The sequence below is a fragment of the Burkholderia semiarida genome, assembly GCF_029268935.1.
Classification (GTDB): domain Bacteria; phylum Pseudomonadota; class Gammaproteobacteria; order Burkholderiales; family Burkholderiaceae; genus Burkholderia; species Burkholderia semiarida.
Map to the genome: position 1 here is coordinate 917,034 of NZ_JAHLCL010000007.1, position 22,529 is coordinate 939,562.

Consider the following 22,529-nt stretch of genomic DNA (forward strand, 5'->3'; position numbering starts at 1 on the left):
GAAATCCTTGCAGTGTCCATCATTCATTCCGAGTCAGGGGTTAGCGCGATGAAATCCTCCCCGTTGTCCGTGCGCGCCGGGTCGTGCCGCGCCGCCGTCGCCGCCGCGGTCGCCGCGCTGGCGCTCGCGGGCTGCGCGAATTACATCGGCATCAAGAGCGACAAGCAGATTGCCCCCGCGTCGCAATTCGAATCCGCCCAGAGCCTGCCGGCCCAGGGCGGCCAGTGGCCCGCGCTCGACTGGGCCAGCCAGTTCGGCGACCCGCAGTTGCCGAAGCTGATCGACGAAGCGTTGCAGGGCAACCCGTCGATCGCGCAGGCGCAGGCGCGCATCGCGAAGGCTTCGTCGTACATCGAGTCGTCGCGCTCGAACCTGATGCCGAAGGCCGAAGCCAGCTATTCGTGGACGCGCGAGCTGTACTCGTCGAACGCGCTGTTCCCGCCCCCGTACGGCGGCCAGTGGTACAGCGAGAACAACGCGCTCGCGAGCGCCTCGTGGGAACTCGACCTGTGGGGCAAGAACCGCGAACGCCTGCACACGGCCGTATCGCAGGAAAAGGCCGCCGAAGCCGACCTGCAACAGGCGCGCATCACGCTCGCGTCGTCGGTCGCGCGCACCTACAACTCGCTCGCGCAGCTCTATGCGCTGCGCGACATCGCGCAGCGCGAGATCACCAACCGCGAGACGGTCGGCAAGATCACCGACGGCCGCGTATCGGCCGGCCTCGACACCAACGTCGAGCGCCAGACGGCCCGCGGCAACATCGCGACGACGCAGGCTTCGCTGTCGGACCTCGACGGCCAGATCACGACGGTGCGCTACCAGCTCGCCGCGCTGCTCGGCAAGGGCCCGGATCGCGGGCTGCAGATCGCGGCGCCCGTGATGAACCCGAGCGGCGACGTCACGCTGCCCGGCAACCTGCCGGCCGACCTCGTGTCGCGCCGCCCCGACATCGTCGCCGCGCGCTGGCAGGTCGAAGCCGCGATGCACGACGTGAAGGAGGCGAAGGCCGAGTTCTTCCCCGACGTGAACCTCGCGGCCGGTTTCGGCTTCGATGCGTTCGGCTGGGGCAAATTCCTGAATTTCGCGAGCCGCCAGGCGCAGTTCGGGCCGGCGATCCACCTGCCGATCTTCGATGCCGGCGCGCTGCGCGCCCAGCTCAAGGGCCGCTATGCCGACTTCGACCTGTCGGTCGCGAACTACAACCAGACGCTGATCAGCGCGCTGAACGACGTCGCGACGCAGGTCGCGTCGATCCGCGCGGTCGATCGCCAGATGGGCGACGCCCAACGTGCGCTCGACGCGTCGACGCGCGCGTACGATCTCGCGGTCATCCGCTACAAGGCCGGCCTGTCGCCGCAACTGCAGGTGCTGACGGCGGACAGCAACCGCCTCGCCTCGGAGCAGACGGTGACCAACCTGAAGATGCGCCGGCGCGACATGCAGCTCGCCCTGATCAAGGCGCTCGGCGGCGGGTTCGACGCGACCGGCACGCCGCTCGCCGCACCCGATGCCGCCGCGCCGACCAAACAGGCCGCCAACTGATCCGGCGCCACCACTACGCAGACACTCGAAATAACGGACGGAGAAAATCGCCATGAGCGACCAACAAAACGCCGCCAGCGCGCAGCCGCAGAATAACGGCAAGCGCAAGCGAATGATGACGCTGCTCGTCGCGGTCATCGTGATCGCGGCCATCGCATACGGCCTCTATTACTTCCTCGTCGCTCGCTTCCATGAAGACACCGACGACGCATACGTGAACGGCAACGTCGTGCAGATCACGCCGCAGGTCACCGGCACCGTGATCGCCGTGAAGGCGGACGACACGCAAACGGTCAAGGCCGGCGATCCGCTCGTCGTGCTCGACCCGGCCGATTCGCAGGTCGCGCTGCAGCAGGCGGAAGCCAACCTCGCGCAGACCGTGCGCCAGGTGCGCGGCCTGTTCGTCAACGACGATCAGTACCGCGCGCAAGTCGCGCTGCGCCAGTCCGACCTGTCGAAGGCCCAGGACGACCTGCGCCGCCGCCTGGCCGTCGCGCAGACGGGCGCCGTGTCGCAGGAAGAAATCTCGCATGCCCGCGACGCCGTGAAGGCCGCGCAGGCATCGGTCGACGCCGCGCAGCAGCAGCTCGCCTCGAATCGCGCATTGACCGCGAACACGACGATCGCATCGCACCCGAACGTGATGGCCGCCGCCGCGAAGGTGCGCGACGCCTACCTCGCGAACGCGCGCAACGTGCTGCCGGCGCCGGTCACCGGCTATGTCGCGAAGCGCTCGGTGCAGGTCGGCCAGCGCGTGTCGCCCGGCAACCCGCTGATGTCGGTGGTGCCGCTCAATGCCGTGTGGGTCGACGCGAACTTCAAGGAAGTCCAGTTGAAGCACATGCGCATCGGCCAGCCGGTCGAAATGACGGCCGACATCTACGGCTCGTCGGTCACGTACCACGGCAAGGTCGTCGGCTTCTCGGCCGGCACGGGCTCGGCGTTCTCGCTGCTGCCGGCGCAGAATGCGACCGGCAACTGGATCAAGGTCGTGCAGCGCCTGCCGGTGCGGATCGAGCTCGACCCGAAGGATCTCGACAAGCATCCGCTGCGCATCGGCCTGTCGATGCAGGTCGACGTCAACATCAAGGACGAACGCGGCGACCAGCTCGTCAACGCGCCGAACACCGTCTACGAGACCAACGTGTTCGCGAAATACGGCGACGAAGCCGACGCCGAAATCGCGCGCATCATCGCCGAGAACGCAGGCGGCAATGCATCGGCGCCGGTCGCGGCGAAGCAGAGCACCGCCGCGAAAATGATGTAACCGTTCCGACTTCGGAAAGGCAACCGACATGGCACAGGCTCCCGCCTCCTACCCGCCCCTGCAGGGCGGGCAACTCATACTCGGCACGATCGCGGTGTCGCTCGCGGTGTTCATGAACGTGCTCGACACGTCCATCGCGAACGTCGCGATCCCGACCATCTCGGGCGACCTCGGCGTGTCGTCCGACCAGGGTACGTGGGTCATCACGTCGTTCGCGGTCGCGAACGCAATCTCGGTGCCGCTGACCGGCTGGCTGACCGACCGTTTCGGGCAAGTGCGCCTGTTCCTCGCGTCGATCATCCTGTTCGTCATCTCGTCGTGGATGTGCGGGCTGTCGCCGAACCTGCCGTTCCTGCTCGGGTCGCGCGTGCTCCAGGGCGCGGTCGCGGGCCCGATGATTCCGCTGTCGCAGGCGCTCCTGCTGTCGAGCTATCCGCGCGCAAAGGCACCGATGGCGCTCGCGCTATGGGCGATGACGACGCTGATCGCACCCGTCGCAGGCCCCATTCTCGGCGGCTGGATCTCGGACAACTATTCGTGGCCGTGGATCTTCTACGTCAACATCCCGGTCGGCGTCGCCGCCGCCGCCGCGACGTGGATGATCTATCGCAATCGGGAGTCGGCCGTGCGTCGCGCGCCGATCGACGGCGTGGGCCTCGCGCTGCTGGTCGTCTGGGTCGGCTCGCTGCAGATCATGCTCGACAAGGGCAAGGATCTCGACTGGTTCGCGTCGACGACCATCATCGTGCTCGCGCTGACCGCCGTCATCGCGTTCGCGTTCTTCGTGATCTGGGAGCTGACCGCCGAGCACCCGGTCGTCGACCTGTCGCTGTTCCGCATCCGGAACTTCACCGGCGGGACAGTCGCGCTGTCGATCGGATACGGCCTGTACTTCGGCAATCTCGTGCTGCTACCGCTGTGGCTGCAGACCCAAATCGGCTATACCGCGACCGACGCCGGCCTCGTGATGGCGCCGGTCGGGCTGTTCGCCATCCTGTTGTCGCCACTTACCGGGAAGTATCTGCCGCGCACCGATCCACGCTTCATCTCGACGGCGTCGTTCCTGACGTTCGCGCTGTGCTTCTGGATGCGTTCGCGCTACACGACGGGCGTCGACGAATGGTCGCTGACGCTGCCGACGCTCGTGCAGGGTATCGCGATGGCGGGCTTCTTCATCCCGCTCGTGTCGATCACGTTGTCCGGCCTGCCCGGCCACCGCATTCCCGCGGCGTCCGGCCTGTCGAACTTCGTGCGGATCATGTGCGGCGGCATCGGCACGTCGATCTTCCAGACCGCGTGGGACCACCGCAACAACTTCCATCACGCGCAACTGGTCGAGCAGGCGAACCCGTACAACCCGACGTTCAACCAGGCCGTCACGCAGATGGGCAATCTCGGGCTGTCGCAGAACCAGGCGCACGGGCTCATCAACAACATGGCCACGCAACAGGCCGCGCAGCTCGGCGTGAACGACCTGTTCTACATCTCGGCGGTGATCTTCGTGCTGCTGATCGCGCTGATCTGGATCACCAAGCCCGAACGCGCGGGCGGCGGCGATGCCGGTGCGGCGGCGTCGGCGGCACACTGAGCACTACCCGGCAGCGCATCACTGCGCGGTCACGCGAAACAAAAAGCCCGGTCGAAATCGACCGGGCTTTTCTTATTCCGCCGCGTGCAGTCATGCGCGCTGCTGCGTCATTGAGCCGTCACGACGAGCCGTTCCGGTGCGAGCACGCCATTCGCCTTGCGTGCCACGCCGAGCAACCGCGTTGCGTCGTACACGCGCACGCGCTCGCCCTCGGCCGCGTCGATCGGCTCCAATGCCGACAGCGGCAGGCGCTGGCCGTGCAGAAACCGCTTCGCGCACGCGTCGTCGAGCCGAACGGCGGGGAACGTCGACAGCAACGCATCGACCGGCTGCAGCCATGCATCGCGCGCCGCCTCGGCAGCGTCCGACAGCGCATCCAGCGTCACCGCATGCTCGAGCGTCAGCGCGCCGACGCCCGTGCGACGCAGCATCGTCAGATGCGCGCCGCAACCCAGCGCCTCGCCAATATCCTCCGCGAGCGTGCGCACATACGTGCCCTTGCTGCAGGTCACGCGAAACGTCACGTCGGGCAGCTCGCACGCAAGCAGTTCGAGCGCGTGGATCGTCACGTTGCGGCCTTCCCGCTCGACCGTCTGGCCGGCCCGCGCATATTCGTACAGCGGCTTGCCGTCGCGCTTGAGCGCCGAATACATCGGCGGCACCTGCACGATGTCGCCGGTGAAGCGCACGAGCGCCGCTTCCACCGCCGCACGATCGCATTCGACGGGCCGCGTGTCGATCACGTCGCCTTCCGCGTCGCCGGTGGCCGTGCGCTGGCCGAGACGCATCGTCGCTTCATAGGTCTTGTCGGCGTCGAGCAAATCCTGCGAGAACTTGGTCGCCTCGCCGAAGCACAGCGGCAGCAGGCCCGACGCCAGCGGATCGAGCGTGCCGGTGTGACCGGCTTTCTTCGCGAGAAGCAGGCGCTTTGCGCGAATCAGCGCATCGTTGCTCGACAGGCCGACCGGCTTGTCGAGCAGGAGAACGCCGTCCAGCACGCGCCGGGGCACGCGCGGACGTTGGGGTGCTGCATTCGTCATAGGCCGGTCGAGCTCAATCGTCCTTGGCAGGCGCATCGGCCTCGCCGTCGTCCTTCGCGCGCGTCGAGTTCGCTTCCTTGATCAGGCGCGACATTTCGACGGCCTTCTCGATCGTCTGGTCGTAATGGAAATGCAGCGTCGGCACCGTATGAATGTGCAGGCGCTTGAACAGCAGGTTGTGCAGGTGGCCCGACGCGTGGTTCAGCGCCTCCTGCGTCTTGTCCGGATCGCCGGTGAGCGCCGTGAAGTAGACCTTCGCGTGCGCATAGTCGGGCGTGAGTTCCACGCTCTGGATGGTCACGATACCGATGCGCGGATCTTTGACCTCGCGCATGATGAGTTCGGACAGATCGCGCTGAATCTGATCGGCGATCTGAACGTTGCGATTGGGGGAAGTACGTTTCCTGGACATGATCGATCCGTGATCCGTTTATCAGGATGAAGCGGCGGCCATTTTCGGCACGCCACCATGAAAATGGGCGGGACAGGCCCAAGCCTGCCCCGCCCATGAGCCGATACGCGACGATTACAGCGTACGCGCGACTTCGGTCACTTCGAAGACTTCGAACTGGTCGCCTTCGATGATGTCGTTGAAGTTCTTCACCGACATACCGCACTCGAAGCCTTGCTTCACTTCCTTCACATCGTCCTTGAAGCGCTTCAGCGATTCGAGTTCGCCCGTGAAGATCACGACGTTGTTGCGCAGCACGCGCACCGACGACGAGCGCTTGACGATACCGTCCGTGACCATACAGCCTGCGACCGTGCCGACCTTCGGTACCTTGAAGACCTGGCGCACCTCGACCATGCCGGTGACCACTTCGCGCTTCTCCGGCGCCAGCATGCCCGACATCGCCGCCTTCACCTCATCCACTGCGTCGTAGATGATGTTGTAGTAGCGGATATCGATGCCGTTCGCCTCGGCCAGCTTGCGCGCCTGTGCATCCGCACGCGTGTTGAAGCCGATGATGACCGCCTTCGATGCCGTCGCGAGGTTGACGTCGTTTTCGCTGATGCCGCCGACCGCGCTGTGCACGATCTGCACGCGCACTTCGTCGGTCGACAGCTTGAGCAACGACTGCACGAGCGCTTCCTGCGAACCCTGCACGTCTGCCTTGATGATGAGCGGCAGGTTCTGCACTTCGCCTTCGCCCATCTGCTCGAGCATGCTTTCCAGCTTCGCGGCCTGCTGCTTCGCGAGCTTCACGTCGCGGAACTTGCCCTGACGGAACAGCGCGATTTCACGCGCCTTGCGCTCGTCCGGCAGCACGATCACTTCCTCGCCCGCGCCTGGCACTTCCGACAGACCCTGGATCTCGACCGGGATCGACGGGCCGGCTTCCTTCGTCGGCTTGCCGTTCTCGTCGAGCATCGCACGGACGCGGCCGTAGGCCGTACCCGCCAGCACGATATCGCCGCGGTTCAGCGTACCGGACTGCACGAGGATCGTCGCGACCGGGCCTTTACCCTTGTCGAGCTTCGCTTCGATCACGATGCCCTTGGCCGGCGCTTCGACCGGTGCCTTCAGTTCCAGCACTTCGGCCTGCAGCAGCACGTTTTCGAGCAGATCGTCGATACCTGCGCCCGTCTTGGCCGACACCGGCACGAACGGCGAATCGCCGCCGTATTCTTCCGGCACGACGCCTTCCGCGACCAGCTCCTGCTTGACGCGATCGGGGTTCGCTTCCGGCTTGTCGATCTTGTTGATCGCGACGACGATCGGCACGCCACCCGCCTTCGCGTGGGCGATGGCTTCCTTCGTCTGCGGCATCACGCCGTCGTCGGCCGCCACCACCAGCACCACGATGTCGGTCGCCTTCGCGCCGCGTGCACGCATTGCCGTGAACGCTTCGTGACCCGGCGTATCGAGGAACGTGATGACGCCACGCGGCGTATCGACGTGGTAAGCGCCGATGTGCTGCGTAATGCCGCCCGCTTCGCCCGCGGCAACCTTCGCGCGGCGGATGTGGTCGAGCAGCGAGGTCTTGCCGTGGTCGACGTGACCCATCACCGTGACGACCGGCGGACGCGGCAGTTGCTCCGCATCGGTACCGGTTTCGCCCTCGACGAGCAGCGCTTCCGGATCGTCCAGCTTCGCGGCGACCGCGCGGTGGCCCAGCTCCTCGACGATGATCATCGCCGTTTCCTGGTCCAGCACCTGGTTGATCGTGACCATCTGGCCCATCTTCATCATCACCTTGATGACTTCGGAGGCCTTGATCGACATCTTGTGCGCGAGATCGGCAACCGACACGGTTTCCGGCACGTGCACTTCACGGACGATCGGTTCGGTCGGCGCCTGGAACGACGATGCGCTGTCCTGGTGACGGCCGCGACCCTTCGGGCCGCCGCGCCAGCCGCGGTCGACGCCGCCGCTCGAATCGCCGCGCGTCTTGATGCCGCGACGCTTCGCTGCGTCGTCCTGCCAGCCGCCCTTGCCTGCGCCCGGCTTCTTGTTGCGGTCGCCCGCGCCTGCCGGCGCCTGCGTCGCGGCCGGTGCCGCGGCGCCGGCCGGCTTCTTCACGGCCGGACGCGCCTGCGCACCTTCCGGCTTCGCCGGCTTGTGCAGCGTGCCCTTCGCTTCGGCCGGCTTCGCCGGTTCCGCCGGCTTCGGCGGCTCGACTGCCTTGACCACGGCCTTGCGCGGCGTGTTCATCATTTCGCGGATCGCGCGTGCTTCGGCTTCGGCCGCCGCGCGGCGCTTGCTGATCTCTTCCTGCTCGGCGCGCGCCTTGTCGGCCGCCTCGCGAGCAGCGTCCTCGGCCTTCTTCGCCGCTTCGCGCTGCGCCGCACGTTCCGCGGCTGCACGCGCTTCGTCCTGCGCGGACTGCGTCGGCGCCGTTTCCTGCTCGGCCGCGGCGGCCTGCCGGGCTGCCGCCTGCTGCGCCGCGGCGGCTTCCGCCGCTGCACGCTTCGCCGCCGCTTCTTCCTCGGCGCGACGGCGCTCGGCCTCGGCCGCTTCCTCGCGGGCGCGACGCTCGGCTTCCTCGCGTTCGAGGCGTTCCTGACGCTCGCGCAGCTCCTGCGCCTGCTTCTCGAGCAGTTCGGCCTCGCGGCGCGCCTCTTCCTCGCGACGCTTCAGTTCCGCATCGTCGTCCGCTTCGGCAACCTGCGCCTGACCCTGTTCCGCACCGTCGGCCACGTCGTCGCGCTTGACGAACGTACGCTTCTTGCGAACCTCGACCTGAATGGTGCGAGCCTTGCCCGTCGCGTCAGATTGCTTGATCTCCGACGTATGCTTGCGGGTCAGCGTGATCTTGCGCTTGTCGCCGTCGGTTGCGCCGTGCGACTTGCGCAAATGATCGAGCAGACGCGCCTTGTCCGCTTCGGACAGCGCATCGTCTTCACTCGCTTTCTGGACGCCCGCTGCCTGCAGCTGTTCGAGCAGCACACCAGCAGGCATTTTCAGTTCCGCGGCAAATTGGGCTACGTTGTTACTCGCCATTCATTCCTCTTAGTGCAAGGACCGATTCCTTGCGGTTAGCATCGGGTCAGGCCATACGGCCGCCATCAAATCAGTGCGCCATGGTCATTTCTCACTGGAACCAGTGTTCACGTGCTTTCATGATCAACGCCTTAGCGGCATCCTCTTCCATCCCGGTCATGTCGACCAGTTCATCCACAGCCAGCTCGGCGAGATCGTCGCGCGTCTGCACGCCATGTTCGGCCAGCTTCGCGAGCAACTCCGGCGTGATGCCGTCGAGGCTCTTGAGATCCAGCGCCGCGTTCTCGACCTTTTCTTCGTTCGCGATGGCCATCGTCAACAGCGCGTCGCGTGCGCGGTTGCGCAGTTCGTGCACGGTGTCCTCGTCGAACGCTTCGATTTCGAGCATTTCGTTGAGCGGCACGTACGCGATCTCTTCGAGGCTCGTGAAGCCTTCGTCGATCAGGATGTCGGCAACTTCTTCGTCGACGTCGAGACGCGCCATGAACAGTGCACGCAGCCGGTCGCGTTCTTCGCCCTGCTTCAGCGCGGATTCGTCCGGCGTCATGATGTTGATCTGCCAGCCGGTGAGCTCGCCGGCAAGGCGAACGTTCTGACCGCTGCGGCCGATCGCGACAGCCAGTTCGTTCTCGTCGACGACGACGTCCATCGAATGCTTTTCTTCATCGACGACGATCGACTGGACGGCTGCCGGCGCGAGCGCGCCGATCACGAACTGGGCGGGATCCTCCGACCATAGCACGATGTCGATGTTTTCGCCACCGAGCTCGTTGCGTACGGCCTGCACGCGAGAGCCGCGGATGCCGACGCAGGTGCCGATCGGATCGATCCGCTTGTCGTAGGCGATGACGCCGATCTTCGCGCGCACGCCCGGGTCGCGGGCAGCCGCCTTGATCTCGAGCAGGCCCTGCTCGATTTCCGGCACTTCCATCTCGAACAGCTTCATCAGGAATTCGGGCGCCGTGCGCGACAGTTCGATCTGCGGGCCGCGCGCGGTGCGGTCGACCTTCGCGATATACGCACGCACGCGGTCGCCCACGCGCAGGTTTTCCTTCGGGATCAGCTGATCGCGGCGCAGCAGCGCCTCGACACGGCCCGATTCGACGATGAAGTTGCCCTTGTCGAGGCGCTTCACCGTGCCGGTCATGATCTTTTCGCCGCGCTCGAGGTAGTCGTTCAGGATCTGCTCGCGCTCGGCGTCGCGCACCTTCTGCAGGATCACCTGCTTCGCGGCCTGCGCACCGATGCGACCGAATTCGATGGACGGAACGGGTTCCTCGACATACTCGCCGACTTCGACGTCGGGATTCTGCTCACGTGCCTCGAACAGCAGGATCTCTCGATCCGGCTCCTGCAAGCCTGCCTCGTCGGGCACGACGAGCCAGCGACGGAAGGTTTCGTGCTCGCCGCTTTCGCGATCGATATGGACGCGGATTTCGGCGCCTTCGTCGAACAGCTTCTTGGAAGCGGAAGCGAGCGCGGCCTCGAGGGCGCCCAGCACCACATCCTTGTCGACGTTTTTCTCGCGCGCCAGCGCATCCACCAGCATCAACACTTCGCGACTCATTATTTGCGGCTCCTAAAGTCAACTTGCGGAATCAGGCGGGCTTTGTCGATATCGGCCAGCGTGAAATCCAGCATGGCTGCCTCGCCCTTCTTCCCCTCAAATTCCAAACCGATCGTTTCGCCATTCGGCGCGTGCAGAATGCCCCGGTACGTCTTGCGCCCGTCCAGCGGCTTTTTCAAGGTCACGGAAGCTTCGCTGCCGGCGAAGCGCTCGAAGTCGGCCAGCTTCTTCAACGGGCGGTCGAGCCCCGGGGACGAGACTTCGAGCCGTTCGTAATCGATGTTTTCGACCGTCAAGACGTGCTGGAGCTGACGTGTGACCTTTTCGCAATCTTCGAGCGAGATGCCGGCAGGCTGATCGATATAGATGCAAAGCATGCCGCGCCCGGTGCGCTCGAGATCCACCAGCTCGTAGCCGAGCCCGGTGACCGTGGTTTCTATCAGTTCCGTCAGTTGCACAGTGTCCTCTCAGGTGTTCGCGCCCGCCGCTCGCGATTCACCCGCGGGCGCGCGCCTTAGCCGGCGCAGGAAGCGCTACCCGAGATGCCTAACCGTTTCAGCAAAAAAAAATGGGCGGAACGCCCATCTTCTTACTGGTGGTCGCACCTGAGCCGCACATTGAATCCGTACGCCCAGCGACTCCGCGATTATAGCGATTTTTGGCGCAAACGCCAAGCCAGCCGGTAAAAGCAGCGCGTCGGCTGCCTTTACGGACCGAAAATGCGAAATCGGGCTGCCCGATCGACCGATATCACCCTGCCGTACCGGTGATCGCCGTTGTCGCGGCACGCGACATCGATGCAGCCGAACCCCGTCAATACAATGCGTCGCGTCGACACAACCGGCCGGATGCCGGCCAGACCGACGAGCCGGCGGCTTTACGCCGCCGTACGACGCCAATCAACAGCGACTTAACGGCTGCGCGTGCGGCTGCGCTGCGGACGCTGGCCGCCGCGCGGGCCGCCGTTGCCTGCGCCGTCGGCACGATTGCCGCCCGGATTGCGATTGCCGCCGCCCTTGCCACCGCCGCGCTTGCCGCCCCCGCCATCGCGCTTGGGACCTGCGCCATACGACGCGCGATTGCCGTCGACATCGCGACCGCCGCCGGCGCGGTTGCCGTCGCGCCCCATGCGGTTGCCGTCGCGGCCGCCGCCCGTGCGATTGCCGTAGCCCGACGGCGCAACCGGCAGGCTGCCGTAGCCGCTCAGACCCGGCAACCCCGGGCCGCCGCGCCGGCCACCGCCGCGACGCGGCTGGTCGAGTTGCCCGTGCGTCGTCAGCACCGGCTCGCGGCTGATGAAGCCCATCGACGTCTGCATCGGATCGGGCTGGCGACGCTCGGCCGGACCGGCAGCGCCGCGCTTGCCCTTCTCCTCGGACGGCGCCTTCAGGCCGACGGTCGCCATCAGCTTGCGCACCTGCGCGTCGTCGAGCTCCTCCCAACGACCACGCTTCAAGCCGCGCGGCAGCGGAATCGGGCCGTGACGCGTACGGATCAGCCGGCTCACCATCAGGCCGACCGCCTCGAACATCCGGCGCACTTCGCGATTGCGGCCTTCGGCCAGCGCGACGTGATACCAATGATTCGTGCCTTCGCCGCCGCCATCGCGGATACGCAGGAAATTCGCCGGACCGTCGTCGAGCTCGACGCCGTGCAGCAACTTCTGCCGCATGCCTTCGGACAGCTCGCCGACGACGCGCACCGCGTACTCGCGCTCGACGCTGTAACGCGGATGCATGAAGCGGTTCGCGAGGTCGCCGGAAGTCGTCAGCATCAGCAGACCTTCGGTATTGAAGTCGAGGCGCCCCACCGCAAGCCATTTCGCCGTCTTCATCGGCGGCAGGCGGTCGAACACCGACGGACGGCCTTCCGGATCCGCGTGGCTGACGATTTCGCCGGTCGGCTTGTGATACAGCAGCACGCGCGGCGGCTTGTTCGGCAGCTTGCGCTTGACCGGCTTGCCGTTGATCCGCACCTGGTCGGTCGGCATGATCCGCTGGCCGATGTGCGCGGGCTCGCCGTTCACCGACACGCGGCCGGCGACGATCAGCTCTTCCATTTCGCGACGCGAACCCATGCCTGCTTCCGCCAGCACCTTGTGGAGCTTCGGCGCGTCGTCGTCCGGCGACAGCACGCGCTTGTTCGCCGGCTGGTTGCGCCCGCGCCGCAGCATCGGCGCACGGACGCCGCTACCGCCCGCGGAGTTGTCCGCATCGAAGGCGGGCGACGTCACGTACGCAAACAGTTCGTCCTGGGACGCATCGCCTTCAACGGGTTTCGCCAAGCCACCTTCTGCCTTCGATGCCCCGCGACGGCCCTGGCCGCCCTTGGCCGCGCCTTCGCGCTTGCCGGCCGGCTTGCGAGTGCCCTTGGCCGCGCCTTCCTTGCGAGGCGCACGCGCCGGCTGCGCATCGGCAGCCTCGGCCGGCTGCGCATCCGCGCCCTCGGCGCCCTGCTGCTCGCCTTCGGCGCCCTTCGACTTGGCCGCCGCGCGACGCCGCGCGATCAGGCTGCGCGGACCGCGCCGCAGACCGCGGCGGGGACGCTCGTCGCCACCCGCGGCCGAAGCATCCTGCTCCGGCGCATCGTCGGCACGCGCTGCCTGCACGGCAGGCGCGGACGATTCAATATCGTGGATATCTGTCAAAACAACCTCAAAATGTCAGGTCTCGCGCCCGGCGCGGGCGCGGCAAGAAGTTGGCCGCGATCAGGCGCGACGCTGTTCGGGTTCTGCTTCGTCGTCCGGCAGCGCGTCGGCGCCGATGGGCGCACTGGCGCTTCGTACGGCATCCGCGAGACTGTCGGACGTGTCGTCCAGCGTCTCGTCGTCCGCAGGACGGGAGCGGGGGGCGTCGGCCTGATCGGCCTCGCCGGGCGTGTCGCCGGCCGCTTCCGCTCCGTCTCCGGCAGCCGCTTCGGCGGCCGGCTTGCGATCTTCCTCGCTCGAATCCGCACGCTGCGGCTCGGGCTGCACATCGGTCGACACGGCTTCGGCGCCGACCTGTTCCGTCCGTTCCGCGTGCCCACGATCAGCATCGAGCGTATCGCGACTCGGGAATTCCTGCGTCGACGCGACGTCGGCCACGGCATCGCCCGGCACCTCGGCCGACTCGCCGGCGGGCACGTCATCCGCCTGCGCCTGCGGCACGTCGGCCGCAGCCTCGTCGGTCACCGGCACGTCGCCGTCGAAATCCATGGCCTGCTGCGCGAGCAGCGCGGCCTCGATGTTCGCGGCCGGCTCTTCGAGCGCCGGCAGGTCGTCGAGCGCCTTCAGGCCGAGATCGTCGAGGAATTGCTTGGTCGTCGCATACAGCGCCGGACGCCCCGGCACGTCGCGATGACCGATCACCTCGATCCAGCCGCGATCCTCGAGTTGCTTGACCACCTGCGTATTGACCGTGACGCCGCGAATCTCTTCGATGTCGCCGCGCGTGACGGGCTGCCGGTACGCGATGATCGCGAGCGTTTCGAGTACCGCGCGCGAATATTTCGGCGGCTTCTCGGGATGCAGCCGATCGAGATAATGACGCATCGCCGGCTTGCTCTGAAAGCGCCACCCGGTCGCCAGCGCCACCAGTTCGACACCGCGACCGGACCAATCCTGTTTCAGATCTTCGAGCAACGTGCGGACCGTGTCAGCCGACACGCCGTCGGCAAAGAGCTTGCGCAAATCGCCGAGCTTCAGCGGCTCCTGCGCACAGATCAAAGCAGTCTCGAGGACGATCTTCGCCTCTTGGGTATTCATGCAGCTAGGCCAGACCCTGTGGTCAAACGAACCGGATCAACAAACAGACGAAAGGAACGGAAGACGCGCTCGCCCGATTCTGATCGGTCATATTGATGGGAGCACGAACCGGGGGCGGCGAACCAACTTCAGGCCAGGCCCAAACCGGACGGAACAGCACGGCTCAACGACGGAACCGCGTGACTGAACGCCATATTACGCAAAATTGCCCGGTGCGTAAAGATGAGCGGAACAGGCCGCCGCCCAGGCCGCATGCCCGCTCCGGCCCCGCTTCAGCGAGCGCCGGCGCCGCGTGCCAGGAACCGGCGCAGCCGCTCCACGCCCGCGTCGAGTCGCGCCGGATCGCACGCATAGCACCAGCGCACGAACCCTTCCCCCTCGGGGCCGAACGCGCGCCCGGGCGCAAGGCCGAGCCCTGCCTCGCGCACCAGCGTCGTGCAGAACGCCAGGCTGTCGGCCGCGCCCGGCAGCCGCAGGAACAGGTACATCGCGCCCGGCGGCGGCGGCACCTCGACGCCCGGCAACGTCCGCAGCGCGGCGACCAGATGGTCGCGCGCGTCGCGCAGCGCCGAGACGAACGACCGCACGAACGGCTCGCCGTCGCGCAACGCGACCACGGCCGCGGCCTGCACGAAACCCGGCGCACACGACGTGTTGTATTCGACGAGCTTCGACAGCTCGCCCATCACCGACGTCGGCGCAACCAGCCATCCGAGCCGCCAGCCCGTCATCGCCCATGCCTTCGAGAAGGAATTCACGACCACGACGCGCTCGTCGCGCGACGCGATATCGAGGAACGACGGCGCACCGCCCTCGCCGAATGCAAGCCGCTCGTACACCTCGTCGGCGACCAGCCAGATGCCGTGACGACGGCAATGGGCGAGCACGGCCTGCTGATCGTCGCGCGACATCGTCCAGCCGGTCGGGTTGTTCGGCGAATTGATCAACAGCATCCGCGTATCGGGCGTCAGCGCCGCGAGCAACCGGCCGACGTCGAGCTGCCAGCCCGCGTCGCCGTAATCGAGCGGCACGCAGTCGACCCGCGCGCCGAGAATCTTCGGAATCTCGACGAGATTCGGCCACAACGGCGTGACCGCGACGACACGCTCGCCCGGCCCGACGAGCATCTGCGCAGCCAGCATCAGCGCATTCACGCCCGAGCTCGTCACGGCGACCGTGCCGGCCGCCGTCGCGCCGTGACGCGCGCTGACATAGGCCGCGATCGCGTCGCGCAGCGGCGCCGTGCCGAGATTGTGCGTGTAGAAGGTCGCGCCCTCGCGCAGCGCCGCCGCTGCGGCGTCACGGATGAAATCCGGCGTCACGCGATCGGATTCGCCGAACCAGAACGGCAGCACGTCCGGCACGCCGAAGCCGGCGTTCGCGACTTCGCGGATCAGCGACGGGCGCAGCGCGTGCACCGCGGCGCGCGCCGCAGGCTCATCGTTCACCGGGAAAAAACCTGCGGAATGCGTCATCGAGAACCACCGCCAACGAACACGATCCACGTAGTGTACCGGCCGGCAAGCCGGGCCGGCTCACGCCGATGCGCATCACTCGAGGTCCTCGGCCCGCGCCGGCATCTGCCGCACGAGCTCCCAGATCGCCTGCGCGGCGGGCGACAACGACCGGTCGCGGCGGCGCACCAGCTCGACGGTGCGTTCGGTGCGCGGCGTGAGCGGCCGCGCGACGAGCGTCGAGCCGGCGGGCAGCGGCAGCGACAGCCATGGCTGCACGCTCACGCCGACACCGGCCTCGACCAGCCCGAACACGGTCGCCGAATGCCCGAGTTCCTGCATGACCGTCGCGTTGACGCGATGCGTGGCCAGCGCCGCATCGATCAGCGGCCGGCTGCCCGACGCATGGTCGAGCAGCACGAGGCGCTCGCCGTCCAGCGCCGCCCACGGCACCTCGGACCGCGCCGCGAGCGGATGGTCGGCGCGCGCGACAAGGCAGAACGAATCGGTCATCAACGGTTCGCAGACGAGATCGGCGACCGTCAGCGGCCCGATCACGACGCCGAAATCGACTTCGCTCGACTTCACCTTGCGCAACACGTCGCTCTGTACGTCGTCGCGCAGGCCGAGCGTCACGAACGGGAACTGCCGCTCGCACGACGCCACCACGCGCGGCATCAGCCTGCATGCGATCGTCGGGCTTGCCGCGACGATCACGCGCCCGCGGCGCTGCTCGCCGATCTCGCGGATCTCGCGCAGCGTATCGTCGAGATCGTCGAGCAGGCGCGACACGCTCGCGATCAGATTCGCCCCGACATCGGTCAGTTGCACGTCCCGCGTCGTGCGGTCGATCAGCTTCAGCCCGAGTTCGGCCTCGAGCTCGCGCACGCAGCGGCTGACCGCGGACTGCGTGAGCCCGATCTCGTCACCCGCCCGGCTGAAGCTCTTGAGCCGCGCGACTTCGATGAACACGCGAAGCTGGCGCAGCGTAACGTTCATCCCCTGACCTCATCAATCGTCGATATCGATGCGCGATTTTAATGCGCGAAACCGGCTTCGGTGACGAATCCGGCGTCCCTCGCCCATGTTTCGCTGCGGTGCAATACGTTCGCAAACGCACGTGACATGGGCGAATTGCACAAGATTGGTGATTGTCCCGATTTGCTCACGGGTTATTTTGGCGTCTTATACGCCCCTAGCTGACTTAGCCGTTAGCTCGCTGCCAAGCGGCTCTCGAGGGATTCACCTCCGACATGGCACGCTTCGTGCATTACCTTGCGCACAGGGTGCAGGTTTCGTCGGACGGAAGAGCAGAAACACCGCTGCCGGCCAACCGGACGCCCCCACCCGGCACTCGACGATCGAGTGCTTGAAGAGTGCGCGGCGCAGGGCAGCGCACCGGAGTTAGCTTCGCTGAGGTGAGGACATGATGCTGTTCGACGATTTGAGAGATAACGAATGGGCGCTGGTCGAGGGTCTGTTTTGCTCGGAACCCGCACGGAGTGAGCGGCGCGGCCGTCCTCGCGTGGAGGCTCGTTCGGTGGTCAACGCCGTGCTGTGGGTGCTGTCGACGGGCGAAGGCTGGTCCAAACTGCCGGGCCGCTATCCGTCCCCGCCGACCTGCCGCCGCCGCTTCGACGAATGGCAGGCGGACGGTACGCTCGCCGAAATCGTGAAGCGACTCGGCACGAGCGGCCGGCAGATTTCGCTGCGTGGACGCATCGGCGCAAGCGCGGCGAAGCCACCCGCGCCGCCGAGCCGCGATCGGTTGCGCGGCGCCTTCTGGACCAATCCGGAATCCTGGCGCGCGCCCGTCAAGATGGCGTAACGAATGCTCGATCGGGCGGCTTCGGCCGCCCGGTTTCTTTCTGCGACGCGATCTTGTTGCGCCGCATGCATTGCAGTCGATTACCGTTGTCGTGCCGCGAAACATCTATTTACCAATATTTACAGCAAGCCTGCACTCCCACGCTTACCTTAGCGACATATCAACAGGCCGCACGGACGGCTTGAAGGGAGCCCCGCCATGAAAACAATGTCACTGCTCGTTGCATGCGGCATTGTCGTTTCCGTGGCGCTCGCCGCTCCGGCCCATGCCGACGATCGCGTGAAGCCGCCCCATCGCCAGCAGGATCACCGCAATACCCTCCGCCAGCCGCCGTCAGGCAACCCGTCCAGCCGGCAAACCGTGCCGCGCGGCGACTTGCGCGGCGACATCGCCAGCAACGCGCGGGCGCGGATCGGCTCTCAGTCGCCCGGCGTGCCACGCCATCCGTAGACGTCCTGCCGATTTCGAGATTTCGCGAAAGAAAATGTCCGCATCCGGGAACTGCGCCGCATGCGGCGGGTCAACATCGTTGCCATGAGCACAGCGTGGCAGCAGCAAAAGTATCCGGTACGCCCGTATCTTCGCGATACGGGCTTTTTTTGCGTCGCGGGCCCGCGTGGCGATGCACGGGGCGGGATGGAATACCGCTACAGACGGCTTTCGAGAATCGCCACGGCGCTCGCTTCGCTCAACGCGTAGTCGTCCATGCGGCGATCCGTCCAGGAAAGTAATTTCTCTTCGCGCTCGAGGCGCGAGAATTCGGCTCGACCGCTGTCGGTCAGTACGGCAATGTCGACCGGTGCATGGAAGCCCGGTGCGGGGGCAACGGTCTTCTGCCGGACCGTGTCCATCAGCCCGAGCGAACGGAGATACTCGAACACGCCCGGGCGGCGTGCCCACGGTACCTGGCGGTACTGCACTCGTCTCAATGCGTCGAGCACCGCTTCGTTGGAATACGTGGCCATCTCGATTCTTTCTTAAAGTGCAGCGACAATGCGAAGCGGCGCGCCGGGCGGGGTCTCCGCCCGCCCCAACCGCCACCGATTCTGGAGGCCGACGTTCTCCGGCGTCGCGTCAGGGCCAGATCGTCAGTCCTCCATAAAAAGACACCATACCCCAATCAAATTGATTCTGTTCGATTCATTTGTACTTCTCTTCATCGGTTTCATGCTCTGCCGCAAGCAGCGTAGAACCATTTCGATCGCCGCCGTCGCGCTGTTCTGGCTGCTGGCGACGGGCTGGCTTGCGGCGCCGCTGATCGCCTGGACCGAGGCCGGCGTCACGCCGGTCGAACATCCCGACATGCACGGGCGAACCACGCTGATCCTGATCGGCGCCGGCACGCGCCGCACCGACACCGGATTGCAGCCGCCGCCCGATGGCGTCGCGCGCATCCGCAAGGTTGCGGCGCTCTACCGCACGTGCCGGCAACAGGCCGAACGCTGCACCGTGGTGATGTCGGGCGGCGACCCGCAGCATCACGGCGACACCGAGGCGGCCGTCTACGGGCGCCAGCTCGTCGCGCAAGGCGTGGCGCCGGCCGATCTCGTGCTCGAACCGAACAGCCGCACAACCTACGAAAACGCGAAATTCACTGCATCTATACTACGCCCACAGTGTGACGACGCGCGCATTCTCGTCACGTCGTCGTACCAGATGCGCCGGGCCCTGCTCGACTTCCGCCATTTCGGCATCGATCCGCAACCTGTTTATGCGAATCGCCGACGCGCGCAAACGGGCTGGCTGCCGCGCTGGCGCAACGTGGCCAACGCCGAGCAGGCGTTGCACGAACTGGTCGGGATCGCGCAATTCCACGTATATCGTTGGCTCGGCTGGTTTTGACGACATCGTGAAAATCGGCGCGAAAATCGCGGCTCCACCCTCGATGGCCGACGCGTGACGAACTGCGCGGAGTGTTGCGCGACTTCAACGGGGCCTTGCATCGTGCGACGATCCGGTGCACATTGATCCGTCACTTTTGTTACACTCGACACGCACTCGATTGCAGTCGCCAGACAAAACGGCAACACTCGGGTTCATCACCACTTAGCGGAGGTAAAGCAATGAAGAAGACGTCCCTGGCTATCCTGGTAGCGATGTCGGCGCTGACTGGCGCAGCGTATGCGCAAGAGAGCACGCAGATCCAGACCATCACCGATCCGGCCAAGATCGCCGAGATCGAGCAGCGCGCCCAAGCGCTGCAACAGCAACAAGCGGCCGAAGCGGCTCAGCCGGCGGCGCAGGAAGAGCATCACCACGGCAAGAAGGCTGCGCATCACAAGGCAGCAGCGAAGAAGGCCGCCAAGAAGGCGAAGGCTGCAGACGCTGCCAGCCAGTAAGTTCGGCGGCACCGCTCCAGCGAAAAGCCGAATCCGGGCAACCGGGTTCGGCTTTTTTGGTTGCGGCGCCCGCGCGCTGTGCTAAAGTCGCGCACCGAAATTTTCCACCCGTGCGCACCCCGGTGCGGAGGACAGCATGAGCAACATTCAACTCGACATCGAGTGGACCGAAGCCGCCACTCGCAAGATCAAGCAACTGATGCCCCGCGGCTCGGACGACGCGTTCCTCGCGCTGCCGCCGATCGAGTGTCTGCCGATGGAGGGCGACGTGCTGTTCCTCGGCCCGCAAGGCAAGCAGCAGCCGTTCATCGTTGCCGAGCGCCAGTATCACCACGACGGCGACGCCGACTGGACGATCATCCTGATCCTCGACGTACCCGGCGCGTCACACTGACGCGCCGCCGCGACCGGACACGTCCGGTCGCCCCACTCCGCCGCACTCCGGCTCAGATGAGTTTCGACAGCACGCGGATTTCGGAACGCTCGATCCAGTCCGCGGCCGCTTCGCGATAGGCGAGAATGTGCGCGGAACGCGCATGAGCGGCCAGCGCCTCCTCGCTCTCCCAACGCTCGACGAATACGAATCGCGCGGGCTCCCTCAGATCCCGGTGCAGGTCATACTGCAACGCCCCCGCTTCGTTGCGGGTTGGTTCGACGATTCCCTCGAGCACGACGCGCAGTTTTTCCTCGGCGCCCGGCTTCGCCACGATCAGCGCCACGACTGCGATTTCCGCCATTCCCGCCTCCTTCATTCAAAAAGTCCGAGAATACGCGCATCGCGCACCAGCGACGCCGATAAGGCATGACGACGGCACAAAAAAAATAGCCCGCGCTTCAGAGAAGCGCGGGCGAAACCGTCGCCCTACGAGGATAGGCGACGGGGCCATCGAGATCCGCACGCTGGCGCGGATCGTCATCTGTTAACCGACGCTTGTCGCGACGGCATTTGAAAGGCGTCGATACCGTTGTTCAGGCGCTCGCGGCGCATTCCGGACTCTGACGCCATCCTCCCTGCTCTAACGATTCGAACATATAAAGCAGGTTGCGTGCCAAGCATCCAATCCACCTTCACCCCCTTGATTCATAAGGATAATTTTTATATCGGCGACAATGTGACACGTGTTCCGTCGTCGTAACGCGACGGATGTTACGTAACGTCACGAGGCGGGGCCGAACCACCCGAACGCGCGCCCGCGCTGGCGAGCGGCGATGAAAAAAGCCCGCCGAATGGCGGGCTTTCCAAGGGTGCGGGAAACGCCGGAATCAGCGGAGCTGATTCACGAGCAACCCCATGATCTGGCGAGCCGCCGACGACGTGTCGATCGCCCCCGAATCGTCGACGACCGCGACGCGCGTCTGATCGGCCGTGAGCGCCTTCACGTTGACGCGATACTGCTTCGCCTGCTTTTCCTTCTTGCCGTGGAACAGCTGGCTCCAGAAGCCCTGCTCGGCCGAGCTCAGATCCTTCGGATCGACATAGCGCACGAAATACAGGCCCTTCGAGCGATCGCGATCGTCGACCGTGAAGTTCGCGCGATCGAGCGCGAGACCGACGTGCAGCCACGACCGGTCGTACGGCTCGCCGAGCGTGACTTCGGACGGCACGGCTGCTTCCGCCGCGTCGTTGCCTTGCGCCGACGTGCGCGAGACGTTCTGCGCCGCAATCGCCGCGGCAGCCTTCGACGACGCGTCGGTATCCGCCTTCTTGTCCTTCGGTACCACGTTGTCCTTGATGTTCGCGATCGGAGCCTCGCCGTTCTTCGCGCGCTGCTCGTTCTGCGCGAGGACAGCCATCAACCGCTTCAGGTATTCCGTCTCGAGCGCCGGATCGTTCGGCTTCGGTTCCCACTTGCTCGAATCATTGTTCGCGCCGGTGATCGCCTCGCGCATGCCCTTCTGGCTGATGAACACATAGGTGCCGCCGTTCGGCGCCGAATCGAGACGCGTGCGGTACTTGTTGCGCTCGGCCGTCACGTACGAATTGCCCATCGCCTTCGAGATCACGCTGCGGATCAGGCCGTCGTTGATCTGCGGATGGGTTTCGTTCCAGTCGGTTTCCATCACGCCCTTGTCGCGCTGGTCGACCACGAGCAGGAAGCCCTGCTCCTGCCAGAAACGGCGAACCTGCGGCCAGATCGCGGCCGGCTGCTTGCCGTCGATCACGAGCCAGCTTTCCGTGCCGTCGCGCTGGATATGCATGCCGGCCACGGCCGGCGCGACGGTGTCCAGCGCAGGCGCGGCCTGCTGGACCTGCTGGAGCGCGGACAGGGAAGTCGCGCCGCCCTGGGGCGGCAGCGAACGCTGATCGGCCGTCTCGTCGAGCATGTTGGGCGGCACTGCGAGCGACGCTTCCTTCGATTTCGAATCGCTCTTGTAGTCCACTTTCGTGGGCGACGACGTACCGCAACCGGCGACGAGCGCGCCGGTGGCGAGCACTGCAGCGAACCGCATGGTAAGACGAAGATCAGTCATGTTCGGGGAATCCTCTTCCGCTAAATCACGGCGCTTTCCGTGGATCAACCTTGCATTTTACCGGGGCCGCGCTGCGATGTGCAAAAAAGCGACGGCCAAGAAAAAACCCGCGTCAGCCTGAGCTGACGCGGGTTCTTGTCTGGTCGGGGCGAGAGGATTTGAACCTCCGACCACCTGCACCCCATGCAGGTACGCTACCAGGCTGCGCTACGCCCCGAAAGAAAAAAATTATAACAGAC

At 65.8% G+C, this 22,529-nt stretch carries 19 protein-coding genes, 1 tRNA gene and 1 pseudogene; 8 read left to right on the forward strand and 13 right to left on the reverse strand.

Annotated features, from left to right (window positions below):
• Positions 1 to 48 precede the first annotated feature (48 nt).
• The 3 genes from KPB06_RS17180 to KPB06_RS17190 are packed head-to-tail and all read left to right on the forward strand — an operon-like array spanning position 49 to position 4,400.
• Positions 49 to 1,545 (forward strand): efflux transporter outer membrane subunit, encoded by a 1,497-nt coding sequence (locus tag KPB06_RS17180; RefSeq protein WP_059575759.1) that lies wholly within the window; start codon positions 49 to 51, stop codon positions 1,543 to 1,545.
• Between the two features lie 52 nt (positions 1,546 to 1,597).
• Positions 1,598 to 2,812, forward strand: a complete 1,215-nt coding sequence (locus KPB06_RS17185) for an HlyD/EmrA/EmrK family protein (RefSeq protein ID WP_059575761.1) — start codon at positions 1,598 to 1,600, stop codon at positions 2,810 to 2,812.
• 28 nt (positions 2,813 to 2,840) lie between these two features.
• Positions 2,841 to 4,400: a DHA2 family efflux MFS transporter permease subunit gene (locus KPB06_RS17190; RefSeq protein WP_059575763.1), complete on the forward strand. Its 1,560-nt coding sequence runs from the start codon at positions 2,841 to 2,843 to the stop codon at positions 4,398 to 4,400.
• Positions 4,401 to 4,507: 107 nt separating this feature from the next.
• Here the strand turns inward: KPB06_RS17190 and truB are convergent, their stop codons facing one another.
• The 9 genes from truB to KPB06_RS17235 form a co-directional block, all read right to left on the reverse strand.
• Positions 4,508 to 5,440, reverse strand: coding sequence for a tRNA pseudouridine(55) synthase TruB (truB, locus tag KPB06_RS17195; RefSeq protein WP_059575765.1), 933 nt, complete (start codon positions 5,438 to 5,440; stop codon positions 4,508 to 4,510).
• Between the two features lie 13 nt (positions 5,441 to 5,453).
• Positions 5,454 to 5,852 (reverse strand): 30S ribosome-binding factor RbfA, encoded by a 399-nt coding sequence (gene rbfA / locus KPB06_RS17200; protein WP_059575767.1) that lies wholly within the window; start codon positions 5,850 to 5,852, stop codon positions 5,454 to 5,456.
• A gap of 114 nt (positions 5,853 to 5,966) precedes the next feature.
• Complete coding sequence (gene infB / locus KPB06_RS17205; RefSeq protein ID WP_059575770.1) at positions 5,967 to 8,885, reverse strand: translation initiation factor IF-2; 2,919 nt, start codon at positions 8,883 to 8,885, stop codon at positions 5,967 to 5,969.
• A 91-nt stretch (positions 8,886 to 8,976) separates the two neighbouring features.
• The gene (gene nusA, locus KPB06_RS17210; RefSeq protein WP_059499058.1) at positions 8,977 to 10,452 is read right to left on the reverse strand and encodes a transcription termination factor NusA; all 1,476 of its coding nucleotides are present in this window, start codon (positions 10,450 to 10,452) and stop codon (positions 8,977 to 8,979) included.
• Positions 10,452 to 10,910, reverse strand: coding sequence for a ribosome maturation factor RimP (gene rimP, locus KPB06_RS17215; protein WP_059575772.1), 459 nt, complete (start codon positions 10,908 to 10,910; stop codon positions 10,452 to 10,454). Before rimP ends, nusA begins: the two co-directional genes overlap by 1 nt.
• 452 nt (positions 10,911 to 11,362) lie before the next feature.
• The gene (gene rluB, locus KPB06_RS17220; protein ID WP_275906179.1) at positions 11,363 to 13,099 is read right to left on the reverse strand and encodes a 23S rRNA pseudouridine(2605) synthase RluB; all 1,737 of its coding nucleotides are present in this window, start codon (positions 13,097 to 13,099) and stop codon (positions 11,363 to 11,365) included.
• 60 nt (positions 13,100 to 13,159) lie between these two features.
• Positions 13,160 to 14,197 carry an SMC-Scp complex subunit ScpB gene (scpB, locus tag KPB06_RS17225; protein ID WP_059575776.1) on the reverse strand — a complete coding sequence of 346 codons (1,038 nt, stop codon included), beginning with the start codon at positions 14,195 to 14,197 and terminating at the stop codon, positions 13,160 to 13,162.
• A 272-nt stretch (positions 14,198 to 14,469) separates the two neighbouring features.
• Positions 14,470 to 15,672, reverse strand: a complete 1,203-nt coding sequence (locus tag KPB06_RS17230) for a pyridoxal phosphate-dependent aminotransferase (protein ID WP_059575778.1) — start codon at positions 15,670 to 15,672, stop codon at positions 14,470 to 14,472.
• Positions 15,673 to 15,747: 75 nt separating this feature from the next.
• Positions 15,748 to 16,650 (reverse strand): LysR family transcriptional regulator, encoded by a 903-nt coding sequence (locus tag KPB06_RS17235; RefSeq protein WP_059575780.1) that lies wholly within the window; start codon positions 16,648 to 16,650, stop codon positions 15,748 to 15,750.
• 430 nt (positions 16,651 to 17,080) lie between these two features.
• Here KPB06_RS17235 and KPB06_RS17240 point away from each other — a divergent pair.
• A pseudogene (locus KPB06_RS17240) lies at positions 17,081 to 17,476 on the forward strand (transposase); the annotation flags it as partial.
• 201 nt (positions 17,477 to 17,677) lie between these two features.
• Positions 17,678 to 17,929, forward strand: coding sequence for a hypothetical protein (locus tag KPB06_RS17245; protein ID WP_059608805.1), 252 nt, complete (start codon positions 17,678 to 17,680; stop codon positions 17,927 to 17,929).
• 197 nt (positions 17,930 to 18,126) lie between these two features.
• Here KPB06_RS17245 and KPB06_RS17250 read toward each other — a convergent pair whose 3' ends face one another.
• Positions 18,127 to 18,444, reverse strand: coding sequence for a hypothetical protein (locus KPB06_RS17250; protein ID WP_059575782.1), 318 nt, complete (start codon positions 18,442 to 18,444; stop codon positions 18,127 to 18,129).
• Positions 18,445 to 18,604: 160 nt separating this feature from the next.
• Here KPB06_RS17250 and KPB06_RS17255 point away from each other — a divergent pair, with 160 nt between their 5' ends.
• The 3 genes from KPB06_RS17255 (at position 18,605) to KPB06_RS17265 (ending at position 20,212) form a co-directional block, all read left to right on the forward strand.
• Positions 18,605 to 19,321: a YdcF family protein gene (locus tag KPB06_RS17255; protein WP_059575784.1), complete on the forward strand. Its 717-nt coding sequence runs from the start codon at positions 18,605 to 18,607 to the stop codon at positions 19,319 to 19,321.
• 221 nt (positions 19,322 to 19,542) lie between these two features.
• Positions 19,543 to 19,818, forward strand: a complete 276-nt coding sequence (locus KPB06_RS17260) for a hypothetical protein (RefSeq protein WP_059575785.1) — start codon at positions 19,543 to 19,545, stop codon at positions 19,816 to 19,818.
• A gap of 136 nt (positions 19,819 to 19,954) precedes the next feature.
• Positions 19,955 to 20,212, forward strand: coding sequence for a hypothetical protein (locus KPB06_RS17265; protein ID WP_059575787.1), 258 nt, complete (start codon positions 19,955 to 19,957; stop codon positions 20,210 to 20,212).
• A 52-nt stretch (positions 20,213 to 20,264) separates the two neighbouring features.
• Here the strand turns inward: KPB06_RS17265 and KPB06_RS17270 are convergent, their stop codons facing one another.
• From KPB06_RS17270 to KPB06_RS17280, 3 genes are all read right to left on the reverse strand, one after another.
• Complete coding sequence (locus KPB06_RS17270) at positions 20,265 to 20,555, reverse strand: putative quinol monooxygenase (RefSeq protein WP_059575789.1); 291 nt, start codon at positions 20,553 to 20,555, stop codon at positions 20,265 to 20,267.
• 526 nt (positions 20,556 to 21,081) lie between these two features.
• On the reverse strand, positions 21,082 to 22,290 hold the full coding sequence (gene bamC, locus KPB06_RS17275; protein WP_059575791.1) for an outer membrane protein assembly factor BamC: 1,209 nt from the start codon (positions 22,288 to 22,290) through the stop codon (positions 21,082 to 21,084).
• A gap of 140 nt (positions 22,291 to 22,430) precedes the next feature.
• Positions 22,431 to 22,507 (reverse strand) — tRNA-Pro (locus tag KPB06_RS17280).
• Between the last annotated feature and the right edge of the window lie 22 nt (positions 22,508 to 22,529).

Bases quoted from the DNA above. Each gene is read 5' to 3' on its own strand.
- KPB06_RS17180 (WP_059575759.1), top strand. From the start codon at position 49: ATGAAATCCTCCCCGTTGTCCGTGCGCGCCGGGTCGTGCCGCGCCGCC.
- KPB06_RS17185 (WP_059575761.1), top strand. From the start codon at position 1,598: ATGAGCGACCAACAAAACGCCGCCAGCGCGCAGCCGCAGAATAACGGC.
- KPB06_RS17190 (WP_059575763.1), top strand. From the start codon at position 2,841: ATGGCACAGGCTCCCGCCTCCTACCCGCCCCTGCAGGGCGGGCAACTC.
- truB (WP_059575765.1), bottom strand. From the start codon at position 5,440: ATGACGAATGCAGCACCCCAACGTCCGCGCGTGCCCCGGCGCGTGCTG.
- rbfA (WP_059575767.1), bottom strand. From the start codon at position 5,852: ATGTCCAGGAAACGTACTTCCCCCAATCGCAACGTTCAGATCGCCGAT.
- infB (WP_059575770.1), bottom strand. From the start codon at position 8,885: ATGGCGAGTAACAACGTAGCCCAATTTGCCGCGGAACTGAAAATGCCT.
- nusA (WP_059499058.1), bottom strand. From the start codon at position 10,452: ATGAGTCGCGAAGTGTTGATGCTGGTGGATGCGCTGGCGCGCGAGAAA.
- scpB (WP_059575776.1), bottom strand. From the start codon at position 14,197: ATGAATACCCAAGAGGCGAAGATCGTCCTCGAGACTGCTTTGATCTGT.
- KPB06_RS17230 (WP_059575778.1), bottom strand. From the start codon at position 15,672: ATGACGCATTCCGCAGGTTTTTTCCCGGTGAACGATGAGCCTGCGGCG.
- KPB06_RS17235 (WP_059575780.1), bottom strand. From the start codon at position 16,650: ATGAACGTTACGCTGCGCCAGCTTCGCGTGTTCATCGAAGTCGCGCGG.
- KPB06_RS17245 (WP_059608805.1), top strand. From the start codon at position 17,678: ATGAAAACAATGTCACTGCTCGTTGCATGCGGCATTGTCGTTTCCGTG.
- KPB06_RS17250 (WP_059575782.1), bottom strand. From the start codon at position 18,444: ATGGCCACGTATTCCAACGAAGCGGTGCTCGACGCATTGAGACGAGTG.
- KPB06_RS17260 (WP_059575785.1), top strand. From the start codon at position 19,543: ATGAAGAAGACGTCCCTGGCTATCCTGGTAGCGATGTCGGCGCTGACT.
- KPB06_RS17265 (WP_059575787.1), top strand. From the start codon at position 19,955: ATGAGCAACATTCAACTCGACATCGAGTGGACCGAAGCCGCCACTCGC.
- KPB06_RS17270 (WP_059575789.1), bottom strand. From the start codon at position 20,555: ATGGCGGAAATCGCAGTCGTGGCGCTGATCGTGGCGAAGCCGGGCGCC.
- bamC (WP_059575791.1), bottom strand. From the start codon at position 22,290: ATGACTGATCTTCGTCTTACCATGCGGTTCGCTGCAGTGCTCGCCACC.